At 68.0% G+C, this 12,505-nt stretch carries 13 protein-coding genes; 7 read left to right on the forward strand and 6 right to left on the reverse strand.

The features are described from left to right. Positions 1 to 4: 4 nt before the first annotated feature. Genes xseA through dxs form a run of 5 tightly spaced genes read left to right on the forward strand, consistent with a single transcriptional unit; the run spans position 5 to position 5,317 of the window. Positions 5 to 1,378, forward strand: a complete 1,374-nt coding sequence (xseA, locus tag N911_RS0115310; protein ID WP_029898666.1) for an exodeoxyribonuclease VII large subunit — start codon at positions 5 to 7, stop codon at positions 1,376 to 1,378. Between the two features lie 8 nt (positions 1,379 to 1,386). Next, positions 1,387 to 2,283 (forward strand): M23 family metallopeptidase, encoded by an 897-nt coding sequence (locus tag N911_RS0115315; RefSeq protein WP_051694488.1) that lies wholly within the window; start codon positions 1,387 to 1,389, stop codon positions 2,281 to 2,283. Continuing rightward, positions 2,280 to 2,534 carry an exodeoxyribonuclease VII small subunit gene (gene xseB, locus N911_RS0115320; protein ID WP_237559991.1) on the forward strand — a complete coding sequence of 85 codons (255 nt, stop codon included), beginning with the start codon at positions 2,280 to 2,282 and terminating at the stop codon, positions 2,532 to 2,534. The genes N911_RS0115315 and xseB overlap by 4 nt, the downstream gene beginning before the upstream one ends. Continuing rightward, a complete protein-coding gene (locus N911_RS0115325; RefSeq protein ID WP_029898671.1) occupies positions 2,518 to 3,399 on the forward strand; it encodes a polyprenyl synthetase family protein in 882 nt (293 codons plus the stop codon). Before xseB ends, N911_RS0115325 begins: the two co-directional genes overlap by 17 nt. Before the next feature lie 10 nt (positions 3,400 to 3,409). Beyond that, on the forward strand, positions 3,410 to 5,317 hold the full coding sequence (gene dxs / locus N911_RS0115330) for a 1-deoxy-D-xylulose-5-phosphate synthase (protein ID WP_029898673.1): 1,908 nt from the start codon (positions 3,410 to 3,412) through the stop codon (positions 5,315 to 5,317). Here the strand turns inward: dxs and N911_RS0115335 are convergent. From N911_RS0115335 to N911_RS0115350, 4 genes are read right to left on the reverse strand one after another with little or no spacing between them, the layout of a single operon-like run. Beyond that, complete coding sequence (locus N911_RS0115335) at positions 5,314 to 6,993, reverse strand: long-chain-fatty-acid--CoA ligase (protein WP_029898675.1); 1,680 nt, start codon at positions 6,991 to 6,993, stop codon at positions 5,314 to 5,316. The two genes, dxs and N911_RS0115335, sit on opposite strands and share 4 nt — an antisense overlap. Positions 6,994 to 7,045: 52 nt before the next feature. Then, the gene (locus tag N911_RS0115340) at positions 7,046 to 7,804 is read right to left on the reverse strand and encodes an SPOR domain-containing protein (protein WP_051694489.1); all 759 of its coding nucleotides are present in this window, start codon (positions 7,802 to 7,804) and stop codon (positions 7,046 to 7,048) included. 19 nt (positions 7,805 to 7,823) lie between these two features. Next, complete coding sequence (argS, locus tag N911_RS0115345) at positions 7,824 to 9,476, reverse strand: arginine--tRNA ligase (protein WP_029898683.1); 1,653 nt, start codon at positions 9,474 to 9,476, stop codon at positions 7,824 to 7,826. 1 nt (position 9,477) lies between these two features. Further along, complete coding sequence (locus tag N911_RS0115350; RefSeq protein WP_029898685.1) at positions 9,478 to 10,404, reverse strand: ACP S-malonyltransferase; 927 nt, start codon at positions 10,402 to 10,404, stop codon at positions 9,478 to 9,480. Positions 10,405 to 10,484: 80 nt separating this feature from the next. Here N911_RS0115350 and N911_RS0115355 point away from each other — a divergent pair, with 80 nt between their 5' ends. After that, positions 10,485 to 11,138, forward strand: a complete 654-nt coding sequence (locus N911_RS0115355; RefSeq protein ID WP_029898687.1) for a 16S rRNA (guanine(527)-N(7))-methyltransferase RsmG — start codon at positions 10,485 to 10,487, stop codon at positions 11,136 to 11,138. Here the strand turns inward: N911_RS0115355 and N911_RS0115360 are convergent. Both N911_RS0115360 and N911_RS0115365 read right to left on the reverse strand, forming a co-directional pair. Further along, the gene (locus N911_RS0115360) at positions 11,081 to 11,317 is read right to left on the reverse strand and encodes a hypothetical protein (RefSeq protein WP_029898689.1); all 237 of its coding nucleotides are present in this window, start codon (positions 11,315 to 11,317) and stop codon (positions 11,081 to 11,083) included. The genes N911_RS0115355 and N911_RS0115360 overlap by 58 nt on opposite strands. Before the next feature lie 39 nt (positions 11,318 to 11,356). Continuing rightward, positions 11,357 to 11,824 carry a 23S rRNA (pseudouridine(1915)-N(3))-methyltransferase RlmH gene (locus N911_RS0115365; protein WP_029898691.1) on the reverse strand — a complete coding sequence of 156 codons (468 nt, stop codon included), beginning with the start codon at positions 11,822 to 11,824 and terminating at the stop codon, positions 11,357 to 11,359. Positions 11,825 to 11,984: 160 nt separating this feature from the next. Here N911_RS0115365 and N911_RS0115370 point away from each other — a divergent pair, with 160 nt between their 5' ends. Beyond that, positions 11,985 to 12,479 carry a DUF4390 domain-containing protein gene (locus N911_RS0115370; protein WP_161781643.1) on the forward strand — a complete coding sequence of 165 codons (495 nt, stop codon included), beginning with the start codon at positions 11,985 to 11,987 and terminating at the stop codon, positions 12,477 to 12,479. The last annotated feature ends 26 nt before the right edge of the window (positions 12,480 to 12,505 follow it).

A 12,505-nucleotide genomic window follows, 5' to 3' on the forward strand; every position in this document is an offset into this window, starting at 1 on the left:
GGCCATGCCGCACGTATTCGGCGTCAGCGAACTCACCGAGGCCCTGCGCGACAACGTGGAGGCCGCCTTCCCCTTCGTCTGGGTGCGAGGTGAGGTGTCCAACCTGGCGCGCCCGGCCTCGGGCCACGTCTATTTTTCCCTTGGCGACGGCCGCGGCGTGCTGCCGGTTGCCTGGTTCCGTGCCAACCAATGCGGCCCCGGCGAGGCGCATCCCCTCACCGGCGAGGTGGCCGAAGAGGGCTGCCCGGACCTGGCCGACGGCATGGAGGTGCTCTGCGCCGGGCGGCTGACCGTCTACTCCGCGCGCGGCAGCTATCAACTGGTGGCCGAACTGGTGCAGCCGCACGGCGCGGGCGAACTGGCCGCGGCCTTCGAAGCCCTGAAGCGGGAACTGGCGGCGGAGGGGTATTTCGAGGAGTCGCGCAAGATGCGGCCGCCACCCGACCCCGCGCGGGTGGCCGTGGTCACGTCCCTGGGCGGGGCGGCCCTGCGCGATTTTCTCAAGCTGGCCTCGGTCCGGGGCACGGGCGCGGAGATACGCATCCACCCCGCCCTGGTGCAGGGGGACTCCTCTCCAGCCTCCGTGGCCCGTGCCCTGCGCGAGGTGGTGGAGCAGGACTGGGCCCAGGTGGTGGTTGTGACGCGCGGCGGCGGATCCCTGGAGGACCTGTGGGCCTTCAACACGCGCGAGGTGGCCGACGCGGTATTCGCCTGTCCCCTGCCCGTGGTCAGCGGGGTGGGGCACGAGATAGACCTGACCATAGCCGACCTCACCGCGGACGTGCGCGCCTCCACCCCGTCCCACGCGGCCCAGCTTCTGTGGCCCGAGCGGCGGGAGCTGGCCCAACGGCTGGACGAACGGGAGACTGCCCTGGTCACGACCTGGAACCGGCTGGAGCGCGCCAAGGCGGAGCGGTTGGAAACGCTGATCCGGGGCCTGCGCTGGCTTTCCCCGGCGCAGGGCGTGGAGCGCTCCCTGGAGCGGCTGGCCGCTCTGGAGCGAGGTCTGCGGGCGGCCTGGGACCGCCGGACCGAACGGGCCGGGGGGCGGCTTGAGGCCGCGTCGGAGAGACTGGCGCGCGCTTTCGGCCCGCCCGCGCTGCGAGCCAGGAATGAGCGGCTGGACACCCTGGCGCGTCGGCTGGAGTCCGCCGGGGAGGCGCACCTGCGGCGCGGGGAGCGGCGGCTGGAGAACTTGGCTGTGCGACTGCGGGCGGCCAGTCCAGAGGCCCCGCTGCAACGCGGCTTCGCCCTGGTGCGCAGGGAGGACACCGGCGCGTTTCTGCGTTCGCCGGACGAGGTGGCCCAGGGGGACGGCCTGGACATCCGGGTTCGTGACGGGCATGTTCGGGCAATTGTTACGCGAGGTGAGGAATGAATTGCGCCATGTCGCGGGCCTTGGCCTGCTTGGTTTTTCTGCTGGTCTGCCTCGTCCCCCACGCGGCCTGGTCCGGTGCTCTGCGGCTGGAGGTCCCCGGAGAGGTGGGACACGGCGAGCCGTTCGCCGTCCGCGCCGTATCGGCCGAGCGCATGGAGGCGGTGCGGTTTTTCTGGCTGGACAAGGACGTGCCCGCCGAGGCTGATCGGAAGGGGGGCGGTTGGTCCGCTTTCGCTTTACTTGGTACGGATGTGAAGTGCAGCGAGCCCGGTGACAAGACCCTGGCCGTGGAGGCCCTGGTGGACGGTCGGCGTGTGCGAGCCGAGGCGGCGGTGGCTGTTCGGGGCAAACATTACCCGGAACAGCGGCTGACGGTGAAGAAATCCATGGTTACGCCTCCAGAGGAGACGCTGGCGCGCATCCGAAGCGAATCACGGCAAGTGAAGAAGGCGCTGAACACGATCAGCCCCACCCGCATGTGGCGCTTGCCCCTGGTGCGGCCGGTGGACGGCTCGGTGTCCAGCGTTTACGGACTACGCCGCTTCTTCAACGACCAGCCCCGCTCCCCCCACCGGGGGCTGGACCTGCGGGGCGCGCGCGGCACGCCTGTCAAAGCCGCGGCCTCTGGCAAGGTCATCCTCGCGGGCGACCATTATTTCGCCGGGCGCAGCGTCTACCTGGACCACGGCCAGGGTGTGGTCAGCATGTATTTCCACCTCTCGCAGATCGGCGTGCGCGAAGGGCAGCTCGTCTCCGCCGGTGAGCCGGTGGGCGAGATTGGCTCCAGCGGCCGGGTTACGGGGCCGCATCTGCACTTCGGCCTGAGCCTGGCAGGACAGAGCGTGGACCCATCGTCCCTGTTCAAGAAGGATTTCGCCGCCCTGGCCTCGGAGGAGGAATCTTGAGCGACAACGTGAACGGCAAGGAAGCGCCGCGATCCTTCGAGGAAGGGCTGGAGCGGCTGGAAAAGATCGTGGAAGCCCTGGAGAAGGGCGAGACCAGCCTGGAGGAGGGGGTGGCCCTGTACAAGGAGGGGCTGTCCCTGGCCACGGATTGCCGCGCCCGGCTGGAGAAGGCGCGGCACGAGGTGCGCGTCTTCCAGGACGGCAAGCTGCGGGAAGCGGAACAGGAGGAGCTTGATGCCGGTCAAGGATGAACTGTTGGCCCGGGCCGGCCGGGTGCACGACTATCTGTCGGGCAGCCTGGACGGCAGGGACGTGCCGCCCAAGCTGCGGCGGGCCATGGAATACAGCCTGCTGGCCGGGGGCAAGCGGCTGCGGCCGGTGCTCTGCCTCTGCTGGTCCGGAATTTTCGGCGAGCCCGAGGAGCGGGTCATGCCCTTTGCCTCCTCCCTGGAGTACATCCACACCTATTCCCTGGTGCACGACGACCTGCCCGCCATGGACGACGACGACCTGCGGCGCGGCAAGCCCTCCAACCACAAGGCGCACGGCGAGGCCCTGGCCATCCTGGCCGGTGACGGCCTGCTCACCGAGGCCTTCACCCTGGCTTCCTCCGTGCCCCTGCCAGCCGAGCGGGTGCTGCCCGCGGTGAGCCTGCTGGCCCTGGCCGCCGGGGCCGAGGGCATGGTGGGCGGACAGGCCCTGGACATGGAGTACACCGGCAAACCCAAGGTGGATCTGGCCGAACTCAAGGGCATGCACGCCCGCAAGACCGGGGCGCTCATCCGCGTGGCCTGCGAGGCCGGGGCGGTGCTGGGCGGGGCGGACGCGCAGGGCCGGGCCAAGGCCCGCGAGTATGGCGTGCTCATGGGCGCGGCCTTCCAGATCGTTGACGACGTGCTGGACGTGGTGGGCGACGAGGCCGAGCTGGGCAAACCCGTGGGCAGCGACGAGGGCAAGGACAAGCACACCTATCCGCGCTTGCTGGGTCTGGAGGAAAGCCGCAAGCTGGCCCAGACCTACGTGGACAAGGCGGCCGGGATATGCGAGGGCTTCCCGGGCGACGATGCCGCCTTCCTGGGCCGCTTGGCCCGGTACATGACCCAGCGCGTGAACTAACGAGGGGAAAATGGCCCATACCGAGGACCTCGCGCCTCTGTTGCCGAACATATCCGCTCCCGACCAGGTCCGGGAGCTTTCCATCGGGGAACTGGAGCAGTTGGCAGGTGAAGTCCGCCAGCTGATGATCGACACCGTGTCCAAGAGCGGCGGCCATTTGGCCCCGGGGCTGGGCGTGGTCGAACTGACCCTGGCCCTGCTCAAGGTGTTCGATCCGTCCAACGACCGCCTGGTCTGGGACGTGGGCCATCAGGCCTACGCCTACAAGATCCTCACCGGCCGCCGCGACCGCTTCTCCACCCTGCGCACCCTGGGCGGGCTGTCCGGCTTCCCGCGTCCGGAGGAAAGCCCGGAATACGACCATTTCGGAGTGGGGCACTCCTCCACCTCCATTTCCGCCGCCCTGGGCATGGCCACGGCCCGCGACCTGGCCGGTGAGGACCGCAAGGTGCTGGCCGTCATCGGCGACGGCTCCATGACCGCCGGGCTGGCCTACGAAGGGCTGAACCAGGCGGGAGGCATGGAGCGCGACCTCATCGTGGTCCTCAACGACAACGAAATGTCCATCGCCCCCAACGTGGGCGCGCTGTCCAGCTTCCTTTCCCGCAACCTCTCCAAGCCCTGGCTCATGCGGCTGAAGAAGGACTTCGAGAACCGCCTGCGCTCCATGGGCCGCATCGGCGAGGAACTGGCCACCTACGCCCGGCGCGGCGAGGATACCTTCAAGACCTTCTTCACTCCCGGCATGCTCTTCCAGTCCTTCGGCTTCACCTACGTGGGGCCGGTGGACGGCCACGACATCCGTGGCCTGGTGGACGTGCTCAAGCAGGTGCGGAACACCTCCGGTCCCATCCTGCTGCATACCATGACCAAGAAGGGGAAGGGGTACGAACCGGCCGAGACCAACCCCACCTACTTCCACGGCGTAGGCTGCTTCGAACCCGAAACCGGCGAGGCGGTCAAGTTCTCCGGCTGCAGCCTGCCGTCCTACACCGAGGTTTTCGGCCACACCCTGTGTGAGCTGGCCGAGTGCGACGAGAAGATCACGGCCATTACCGCGGCCATGCCCGAGGGCACCGGCTTGGCCAGGTTCGCCGAACAGTTCCAGCATCGGTTCGTGGACGTGGGCATCTGCGAGCAGCACGCCGTGACCTTCGCCGCGGGCATGGCCAAGCAGGGCATGAAGCCGGTGGTGGCCATCTACTCCACCTTTCTGCAACGCTCCTACGACCAGATCGTGCACGACGTCTGCCTGCAGAACCTGCCCGTGGTCTTCTGCCTGGACCGGGGCGGGCTTGTGGGCGAGGACGGGGCCACCCACCACGGGGCTTTCGACCTCTCCTACCTGCGCCACATTCCCGGCATCACGGTCATGGCTCCGCGCGACGAGGGCGAACTGCGGAACATGGTGGCCACCGCCCTGAGCCTGAACAAGCCCGTGGCCGTGCGTTATCCGCGCGGCGTGGGCGTGGGTGCGGAGTGTACCGGCGAGCCGGTCATCCTGACCGAAGGGGAAGGGGAGATGCTGCGCGAGGGCGAGGGAGCCCTGGTCATCGCCCTGGGCAGCCGCGTGCACCCCTCGCGCGTGGCCGCCGAAGAAGTTGCCGCCGAGGGCGGGCCGGACGCGGCCGTGTTCAACGCCCGCTTCGTCAAGCCCCTGCCCGAGAAACAGCTCCGGGAGCTGGCCGAACGCTTCGACCACTGGCTTGTTGTGGAGGAGAACGCCATGGCCGGTGGCTTTGGTTCGGCCGTGGCCGAATTCCTGGCCGACACCGGCCTCGGCGCCAAGGTGCGGCTGCGCCGCCTGGGCCTGCCGGACCGCTTCATCGAGCACGGCAAGCAGAAGGAACTGCGCGCCCAGGTCGGCCTCGACAAGGACGGCATCAAGCGGGCCGTCAAGGAACTGGCGGAGGGCTAACCCTTCCGTTTGGCCAGCTCCTCGTCGCGCAGGGCGCGGCGCAGTACCTTGCCCACCAGGTTTTTTGGCAGTTCGTCGCGGATTTCCACCTGCCGGGGCACCTTGTAGGAGGCCAGCTTCTCCCGGCAGTAGTGCACCACCTCCTGGCGGTGCAGCTCCTCGCCCTCCAACGGCACCACGAAGGCCTTGATGGTCTCCCCGCGCAGCTTGTGCGGGATGCCGATGACCACCGCCTCCTTGATCTTGGGGTGGCCGTGGAGCACCTCGTCGATCTCCCGGGGATAGATGTTGAAGCCCCCGGAAATGATGAGGTCTTTCTTGCGGTCCACGATGGTGAAGTAACCGTCCTCGTCCATGCGGGCGATGTCGCCGGTGTACAGCCAGCCGTTGCGCAGGGCTGTGGCGGTCTCGTCCGGGCGGTTCCAGTAGCCTTTCATGACCTGCGGCCCCTTGATGATCAACTCACCGTCCTTGCCCGGCGGCAGCGGGTCCGGGCCGCCCGCGTCCATGTCCACCACCCGCGAGTCGGTGTCCGGCAGGGGAATGCCGATGGTGCCCGGCTTGCGCATTCCGTTGAGCGGGTTGAGATGGGTCACGGGCGAGGCCTCGGTGAGGCCGTAGCCTTCCAGGATCTCAGCCCCGGTGGCCTCCTTGAAGCGGCGCATGTGCTCGCGCGGCATGGGGGCGGAGCCGGAGACGCAGTAGCGCAGGGCCTTGAAGTCGGTTTCCGCGAACTCCTTTTGTCGCATGAGCGCTTGGTAGACGCTGGGCGCGCCGGGAAAGACCGTGGGCTTGACCTTGTCTATGGTGGCCAGCACCTCCCCCGGGTCGAAGCGGGGGAAGGGCACCATGGTGGCCGCGATGGAGGTGGGGAAGGTGAGGCAGACTGTCAGGCCGTAGACGTGGAAGTAGGGCAGCACGCCCAGGAACACCTCGGCCCCGCCCCGGGCGGCGTGCAGGATGGCCCGGATCTGGGTCAGGTTGGCCCCGAGGTTGGCGTGGGTCAGCTCGCAGCCTTTGGCTTTCCCGGTGGTGCCGCCGGTGTACTGCAGCAGCGCCGGATCGGAGTGGGGCAGGATGTTGGCCTGGCTGTGCCTTCCGTGGCCGAAAAGAGTTTTCCACGGCCGCAGAACGTGGTCGTAGCCCAGACGGGGGCGCTTGCCCGCCCGCCACAACCTGTAGCGTGCCACCCAGGAGGAGATGCCGGGCAGGGCGTCGGACACGCGGGTGACGTAGGCCCGTTCCAGCTCCAGGCGATCCAGCAAGAGGGCGATCTTCTCCCAGAGCATGTCCAGGGTGATGAGCCGCCGCGCCCCGGAATCATGGAAAAGGTGGGTCAGTTCGTGCTCCATATAGAGCGGATTGGCCATGACGCAGACGCAGCCAGCCTTGAGCACGCCCCAGTAGGCGATGATGGCCTGGGGGAGGTTGGGCAGCATGATGACCACCCGGTCCCCGGCCTGGCAGCCGTCGGCACGCAGCCCGGCGGCCACTTCCTCGGCCAGTCGATGCAGGTCGCGGTAGCTGACCGAGGCGGTCTTGAAGGATATGGCGGTCTTGTCCGGGTGCTCGGCCGCGGCGCGGTCCAAGTGCTCGAACAGGGGGATGTTCTCGTAGTCCAGGCGCGGCGGCACCTCGGGATCGAGGTGCGTGTACCAGGGGCGGTCTTCGATCATATGCGGACTCGTCGTCCCCGGCGGCCGCTCCCCGGGGGGAGTCCGCCAGGGCCTAGCGGGGCTTTTTGGATTTGAGGATGACCCGGTCGATGCCCAGGGTGGCCAGTTTGGATTTCATGGCCTCGGTCTCGTCGGGTGTGCCCCGGAAATAAACCATCACCCGCTGCCAAGTGCTTCCCTTGACCTGGGCCGTGCGCAGCCCCGCCTTGAGGCCCACTCCTTCGATTCGCTTGATGAGGGCCACGGCCGAAGCGTCCTTCTGGAAGGAGGCCACCTGGTAGATGTAGTCGAACCGCTGGCCCTCTGGCTCGGCAGCGGTTGTTTCCGCCTTGGCGGCGGGATCTTGCGGAGCGACTTCGGTTCGGCGTTTCTCGGGTTCGGGACCGGGTGTGGGGCCGGGCTCCGGCTCCGGTTTTGGAGCGGGCTCGGGCCTGGTTTCGGCGGTCTGGACCTCTTCAGCGCCGCCGGTCTCGTTCTCAACCGGTTCCTTGCGCAGGGAGTCCATGTAGTCCAGTTCTTCCGGCTTGAGAACCCGCTCCGGCTGTTCAGGGGCCTTGGCCTTCTCCGCGGAGGGCTCGGGCATGATGCGGGCGATCTCGGGCACGGCCTTTTCCGGCTGGTAGCCCCGGCCGAGCACGATGCCCAGGAAGAAGGCCCAGCCCAGGACCAGCAGGGCCAGAAAACCCAGGCCCACGGCCTTGCCCGTGGTCAGGCGGATGGTGAAGACGCGCTTTTCGCCGTCTCCGCCACTGCCGCCGTTGTTGCGGCCGCCCTTGCCGGGGCGGTTGTTGCGGGCGTTCTCCCTGGCCATGTGCAGCCCCTCGCGGCTTCTACATCTTTTCCGGCGCTTCGACCCCGAGCAGCCCCAGGCCGTTGGCCAGCACCCGCCGCACCGCGGCCAGCAGGGCCAGGCGGGAGCGGGTCAGGTCGGGGTCGTCCGGCGTGAGCACCTTGTTCACGGTATAGTAGCGGTGCAGCAGTCCGGCAAGCTCCAGCAGATAGGTGGCCACGTGGTGGGCGGAGAAGGTGCGGGCCGCGGCCTCCACGTAGCCGGGGTAGCGCTCCAGAAAGCGCAGCAGGTCCATGTCCGCCTCGGTGTCCAGGCGGGAGAGGTCGGCCCCGCCCGCGCCGGGCAGGTCAAGCCCCTGGTCCGAGGCCTTGCGGAACACAGAGCTGATGCGGGCCGAGGCGTACTGCACATAGTACACCGGGTTGTCCATGGACTGCTGCTTGAGCAGCTCCAGGTCCACGTCCAGCTTGCTGTCCGCCTTGCGGGAAAGGAAGATGAAGCGGGCCGCGTCCACGCCCACCTCGTCCACCACGTCGCCCAGGGTCTCGAAGGTCCCGGCGCGGGTGGACATGGCCACCTGCTCGCCGCCGCGCAGCAGATTGACCAGCTGCACCAGCACCACATGGAGCTGGTCGCGCTCCTTGCCCAGGGCCTCCACGGCGGCCTTCATGCGCGGCACGTAGCCGTGGTGGTCGGCGCCCCAGACGTCGATGACCAGGTCGAAGCCCCGGCGGTACTTGTCGTCGTGGTAGGCGATGTCCGAGGCGAAGTAGGTCAGTTCGCCGGTGGACTTGCGCAGCACCCGGTCCTTGTCGTCGCCAAAGGCGGTGGAGCGGAACCACAGCGCGCCGTCTTCTTCATAGGCCAGGTCGCGCTCCTTGAGCAGGGCGAAGGTTTCCTCGACCTTGCCCGCCTCGGTGAGGGATCGCTCGGAGAACCAGACGTCGTGGTCCACCTTGAAGTCTTGCAGGTCCTTCTGGATGCCCTCCAGGATGACCTTCATGCCGTGCTCGCGGCAAATGGCCAGGGCCTCCATCTCGTCCATGTCCAGCAGGCGTCCGTCGTGCTCCTCGATGACCTCGCGGGCGTGGTCCTTGATGTACTCGCCCTGGTAGCCGTCCTCCACCATGGGCACGTCGCGGCCCTGAAACTGGTAGTAGCGGGCCAGGATGGAGGCGCCCAGCAGGTTCATCTGCCGCCCGGCGTCGTTGATGTAGTACTCGGTCTCCACCTCGTACCCGGCGGCGCGCAGCACCCGGGCGATGGAGTCGCCCACCGCCGCGCCACGGCCGTGGCCGATGTGCAGCGGGCCGGTGGGGTTGGCGGAGACGAACTCCACCTGCACCTTCTTGCCCGCGCCCAGGTCGGACAGGCCGTAGCCGCCGCCCTTGGCCAGGATGTCGTCCACCGTGGCCCGCCAGAAGGCCGGGGAGAGAAAGACGTTGATGAAGCCGGGCCCCGCGACTTCCACGGAGTCGATTTCCGCCTCCTGCTCCAGAACGTCCTTGATGGCTCCGGCCAGCTCGCGCGGGGGCTTGCCCGCCTGCTTGGCCAGCAGCATGGCCGCGTTGCAGGCCAGGTCGCCGAACTTCTTGTCCTTGGGCGGCTCAATGACCGTCTTTTCCGGCAGGGCCATGTCCAGGGAGGAAACGGCCCGCTCCATGGCCTGGCGCAGGTAGGTCTGGGCGCGCATGCTATCCCTCCCCGCCGGTCAGGGAGGCGGCGTCCTCGGCCGAGGCGATGGTGACGGACTCGAAGTCCGCGTCCTTGCCAAGGATGGCGGGGAGCATCTTGGCCAGCACGGCCTTGGGGCCGAACTCAAGGAAGCGGCGCGCGCCCTGCCCGTGCATGGCCTCCACCGAGGCCTGCCACAGCACCCCGGCGGTCATCTGGGCGCGCAGGCCGGTGCGGGCCTCGTCGGCCTGGGAGGCCGGGGAGGCGGTGGCGTTCATGACCACGGGGAAGACGGGGTCGCGGAAATCGGTCTTGTCCAGAATGGACCGGAACTCCTTGGCGGCCTCCTCCATGAGGGGGGAGTGGAAGGCCCCGGACACGGCCAGGGGAATGGCCCTGGCCTTCAGCTCCTTGGCCAGGCCGGAGGCGGCCTCCACAGCCTCGGGGTGGCCGGAGATGACGAACTGGGCCGGGGTGTTGCGGTTGGCCAGCACTAGTTCCTTGCCGGTGGCCTCTTTGGCCTTTGCCACGATGTCCTCGGCCTTGGCCTCGTCCACCTTGACCAGGGCGGTCATGGCTCCGCCGCCAGCCTCGTCCATGAGCCGTCCGCGCAGGGCGGCCAGCTCCACGGCCTTCTCGAAGGAAAAGACGCGGGCCGCGGCCAGGGCCATCAGCTCGCCCGCGCTGTGCCCGGCGGCGAAGGCGGGCTCCAGGAAATCGGCGCAGGCGCGGTAGAGGTTCAGCTCCACCACGGCCAGGGCGGGCTGCAGCCAGCGCGTGCGTGCGGTTTCCTCACCGCCGTCCCAGTATATTTCGCGCAGCCGTTCACCGGCCGCGTTCTCGGCGAATTTCCACAGGTCCATGGCCCAGGTGTTGGCCTCGGCCAGATCGCGGCCCATGCCGGGCTCCTGCGCTCCCTGTCCGGGGAAAAGAAGGGCGGTGCTCACTTTGCTTCGCTCCTTGTCTTTGCTATCGGCTTCGGTTCAGCGGGAATAGTGGATTGTCAACGCGCTTGCAAGGGGGAGCCATGCAGCCCGATTCCGAAGAGGTCCGCGCCCTGGCCGCGGCGTGCGGCAGGGAACTGGACCAGGAGCAGGCCGGGCGGCTGGCTTCCTACCTGGGGCTTCTGGCCTCCTGGAACCGCCGCATGAACCTCGTGGGTCCGGCGGACTGGCGTGAGGTCCTGCGCACCCTCATCCCCGACGGCTGGGTGCTGGCCGACTTCCTGGAGCGCGAAGCACCGGAAGCCGGACTGACCCTGGATCTCGGCGCGGGCGCGGGCCTGCCCGGCATCCCCCTGCGCATGTTCTATCATTCTGGCCGCCACATCCTGGTGGAGCCCAGGCAAAAGCGCACCATCTTCCTGACCTACGTATTGGGCGCGCTGGAGCTGCCGGGCGTCGCGGTCCGCCGCTGCCGGGCCGAGGACCTGCCGGACGACCTGCGCCGGGCGGACGTCGTTCTTTCCAAGGCCTTCATGCCCTGGCGGGAATACCTGGAGGTGGCCCGGCCGCTGCTGGCGGAGGACGGACTGTGCCTGGTGCTCTCCTCGGAGAAGCCTCCGGAGGAGCCGCCCGGGGGATGGCGCGCGGGAAGGTCGGTGGAGTACGAGGTCGCCGGGCGTTACCGCTCGGTGTGGTCCTTCACACCGGCCATTTGCTCCAGGAAAGACCCTTTGTAGATGACCTTGGTGGCGGTCTCATCCGCCAACTCGGCCACGTCCATGAGTTTTTCCAGGAATTCCAGCATGCCGTGCTTGTTGGCTTCGGTGGCGTTCTCGAATTCCTTGGAGAACTGCCCCGAGGCCAGGTATTCTTCCAACCGTTCCAGGTAATCGATGTCTATGAGCGGGTTGTTCATGGGGGTTCCAATGCCACACCCGGGGTGCGGGCGCAACGGTCAGTCGTTGTGGTACGGGAATCCGCGCCAGATGGACACGGCCCGGTAGATCTGCTCCAGCAGCACCACTCGGGCCAGTTCGTGCGGCAGCGTCATGGAGCCCAGGGAAAGAACACGGTCCGCCCGCTCGCGCACTTGAGAGGCCAGTCCCAGCGGACCGCCGAGAATCAGGCAGGGGGTTCGTCCCGTTTCCCAATAGTCCACCAGCGTCAAGGAGAAGGCGCGCGAGTCCAGGGCCTTGCCCCGCTCGTCCATGGCCAGCAAGGGGGAGCGGGGGTCGCGCTTATCCAGCAGGGTGGCCGCCTCGCGCTGCTTGCGCTGGTCGTCCGGCAGCTTGGCCGGAGCGTCCCTGACCTCGGTTTCCGTAAGGCGCAGGTGGCGGGTCAGCAGGGAGCGGTAGTGGTCCGCGGCCTGGGCGTAGAAGGATTGCTTCAACTTGCCCACGGCCAGAAGGGTAAGTCGGGACACGGGGTATCCAGTGATGCGAGTTGTCAACCAGGCGGGCCTGCGTTACTTTTCCCTTTCGGCCGTTTGTGGTCAAGCCTCTGCACCTGGGAGGGCATTCATTCCCGCTCGACTGCTCCGCGTTTTCGCGGCGACACTTCTTTTCCTCACTGCGGCCTTGCCCGTGGCGGCTCAGAATCTGGTGCTGGACAATCTGGTGCTGGACAACCAGGCCGACATGGTCACGGTCCGCTTTGCCGTGCACGTGGACGAGGTGGACGAGGTGCGCCGGGAGCTTGCCTCGGGGTCCGAACTGGGTCTGACCTGCGTTGCCGAGCTTATCTCCCGCGGCGGCTTCATCCTGGACGAGACCGTGGCCGAGCGGGAGTACGTCAGTGTCATCCGCTACGACTCCCTGGCCGAGGAATACGTGCTGGACGTCCCCGGACGGGATCCCATGCGCTCCGCCGACCTTGGCAAGCTGCTGGCCCGGGGGTGGGGCGGCCTGTCCATGGACCTGGGGCCGTGGAATCTGCTCAAGCGGGGGCGGGAGTACAGCCTGGACTTCGAGGTGCGTCTGGCCCGGCGCGACGTGCCAAGATGGCTGAAAACGGCGCTCTTCTTCTGGTCCTGGGACGTCATCGGGGCGACAACCTACCGCCTGGACTTCAGCTTCTAACCTCCCGCGGGGGAGGCGGAACCGGC

The sequence above is a fragment of the Desulfohalovibrio reitneri genome (assembly GCF_000711295.1).
GTDB classification, from domain to species: Bacteria; Desulfobacterota; Desulfovibrionia; order Desulfovibrionales; family Desulfovibrionaceae; genus Desulfohalovibrio; species Desulfohalovibrio reitneri.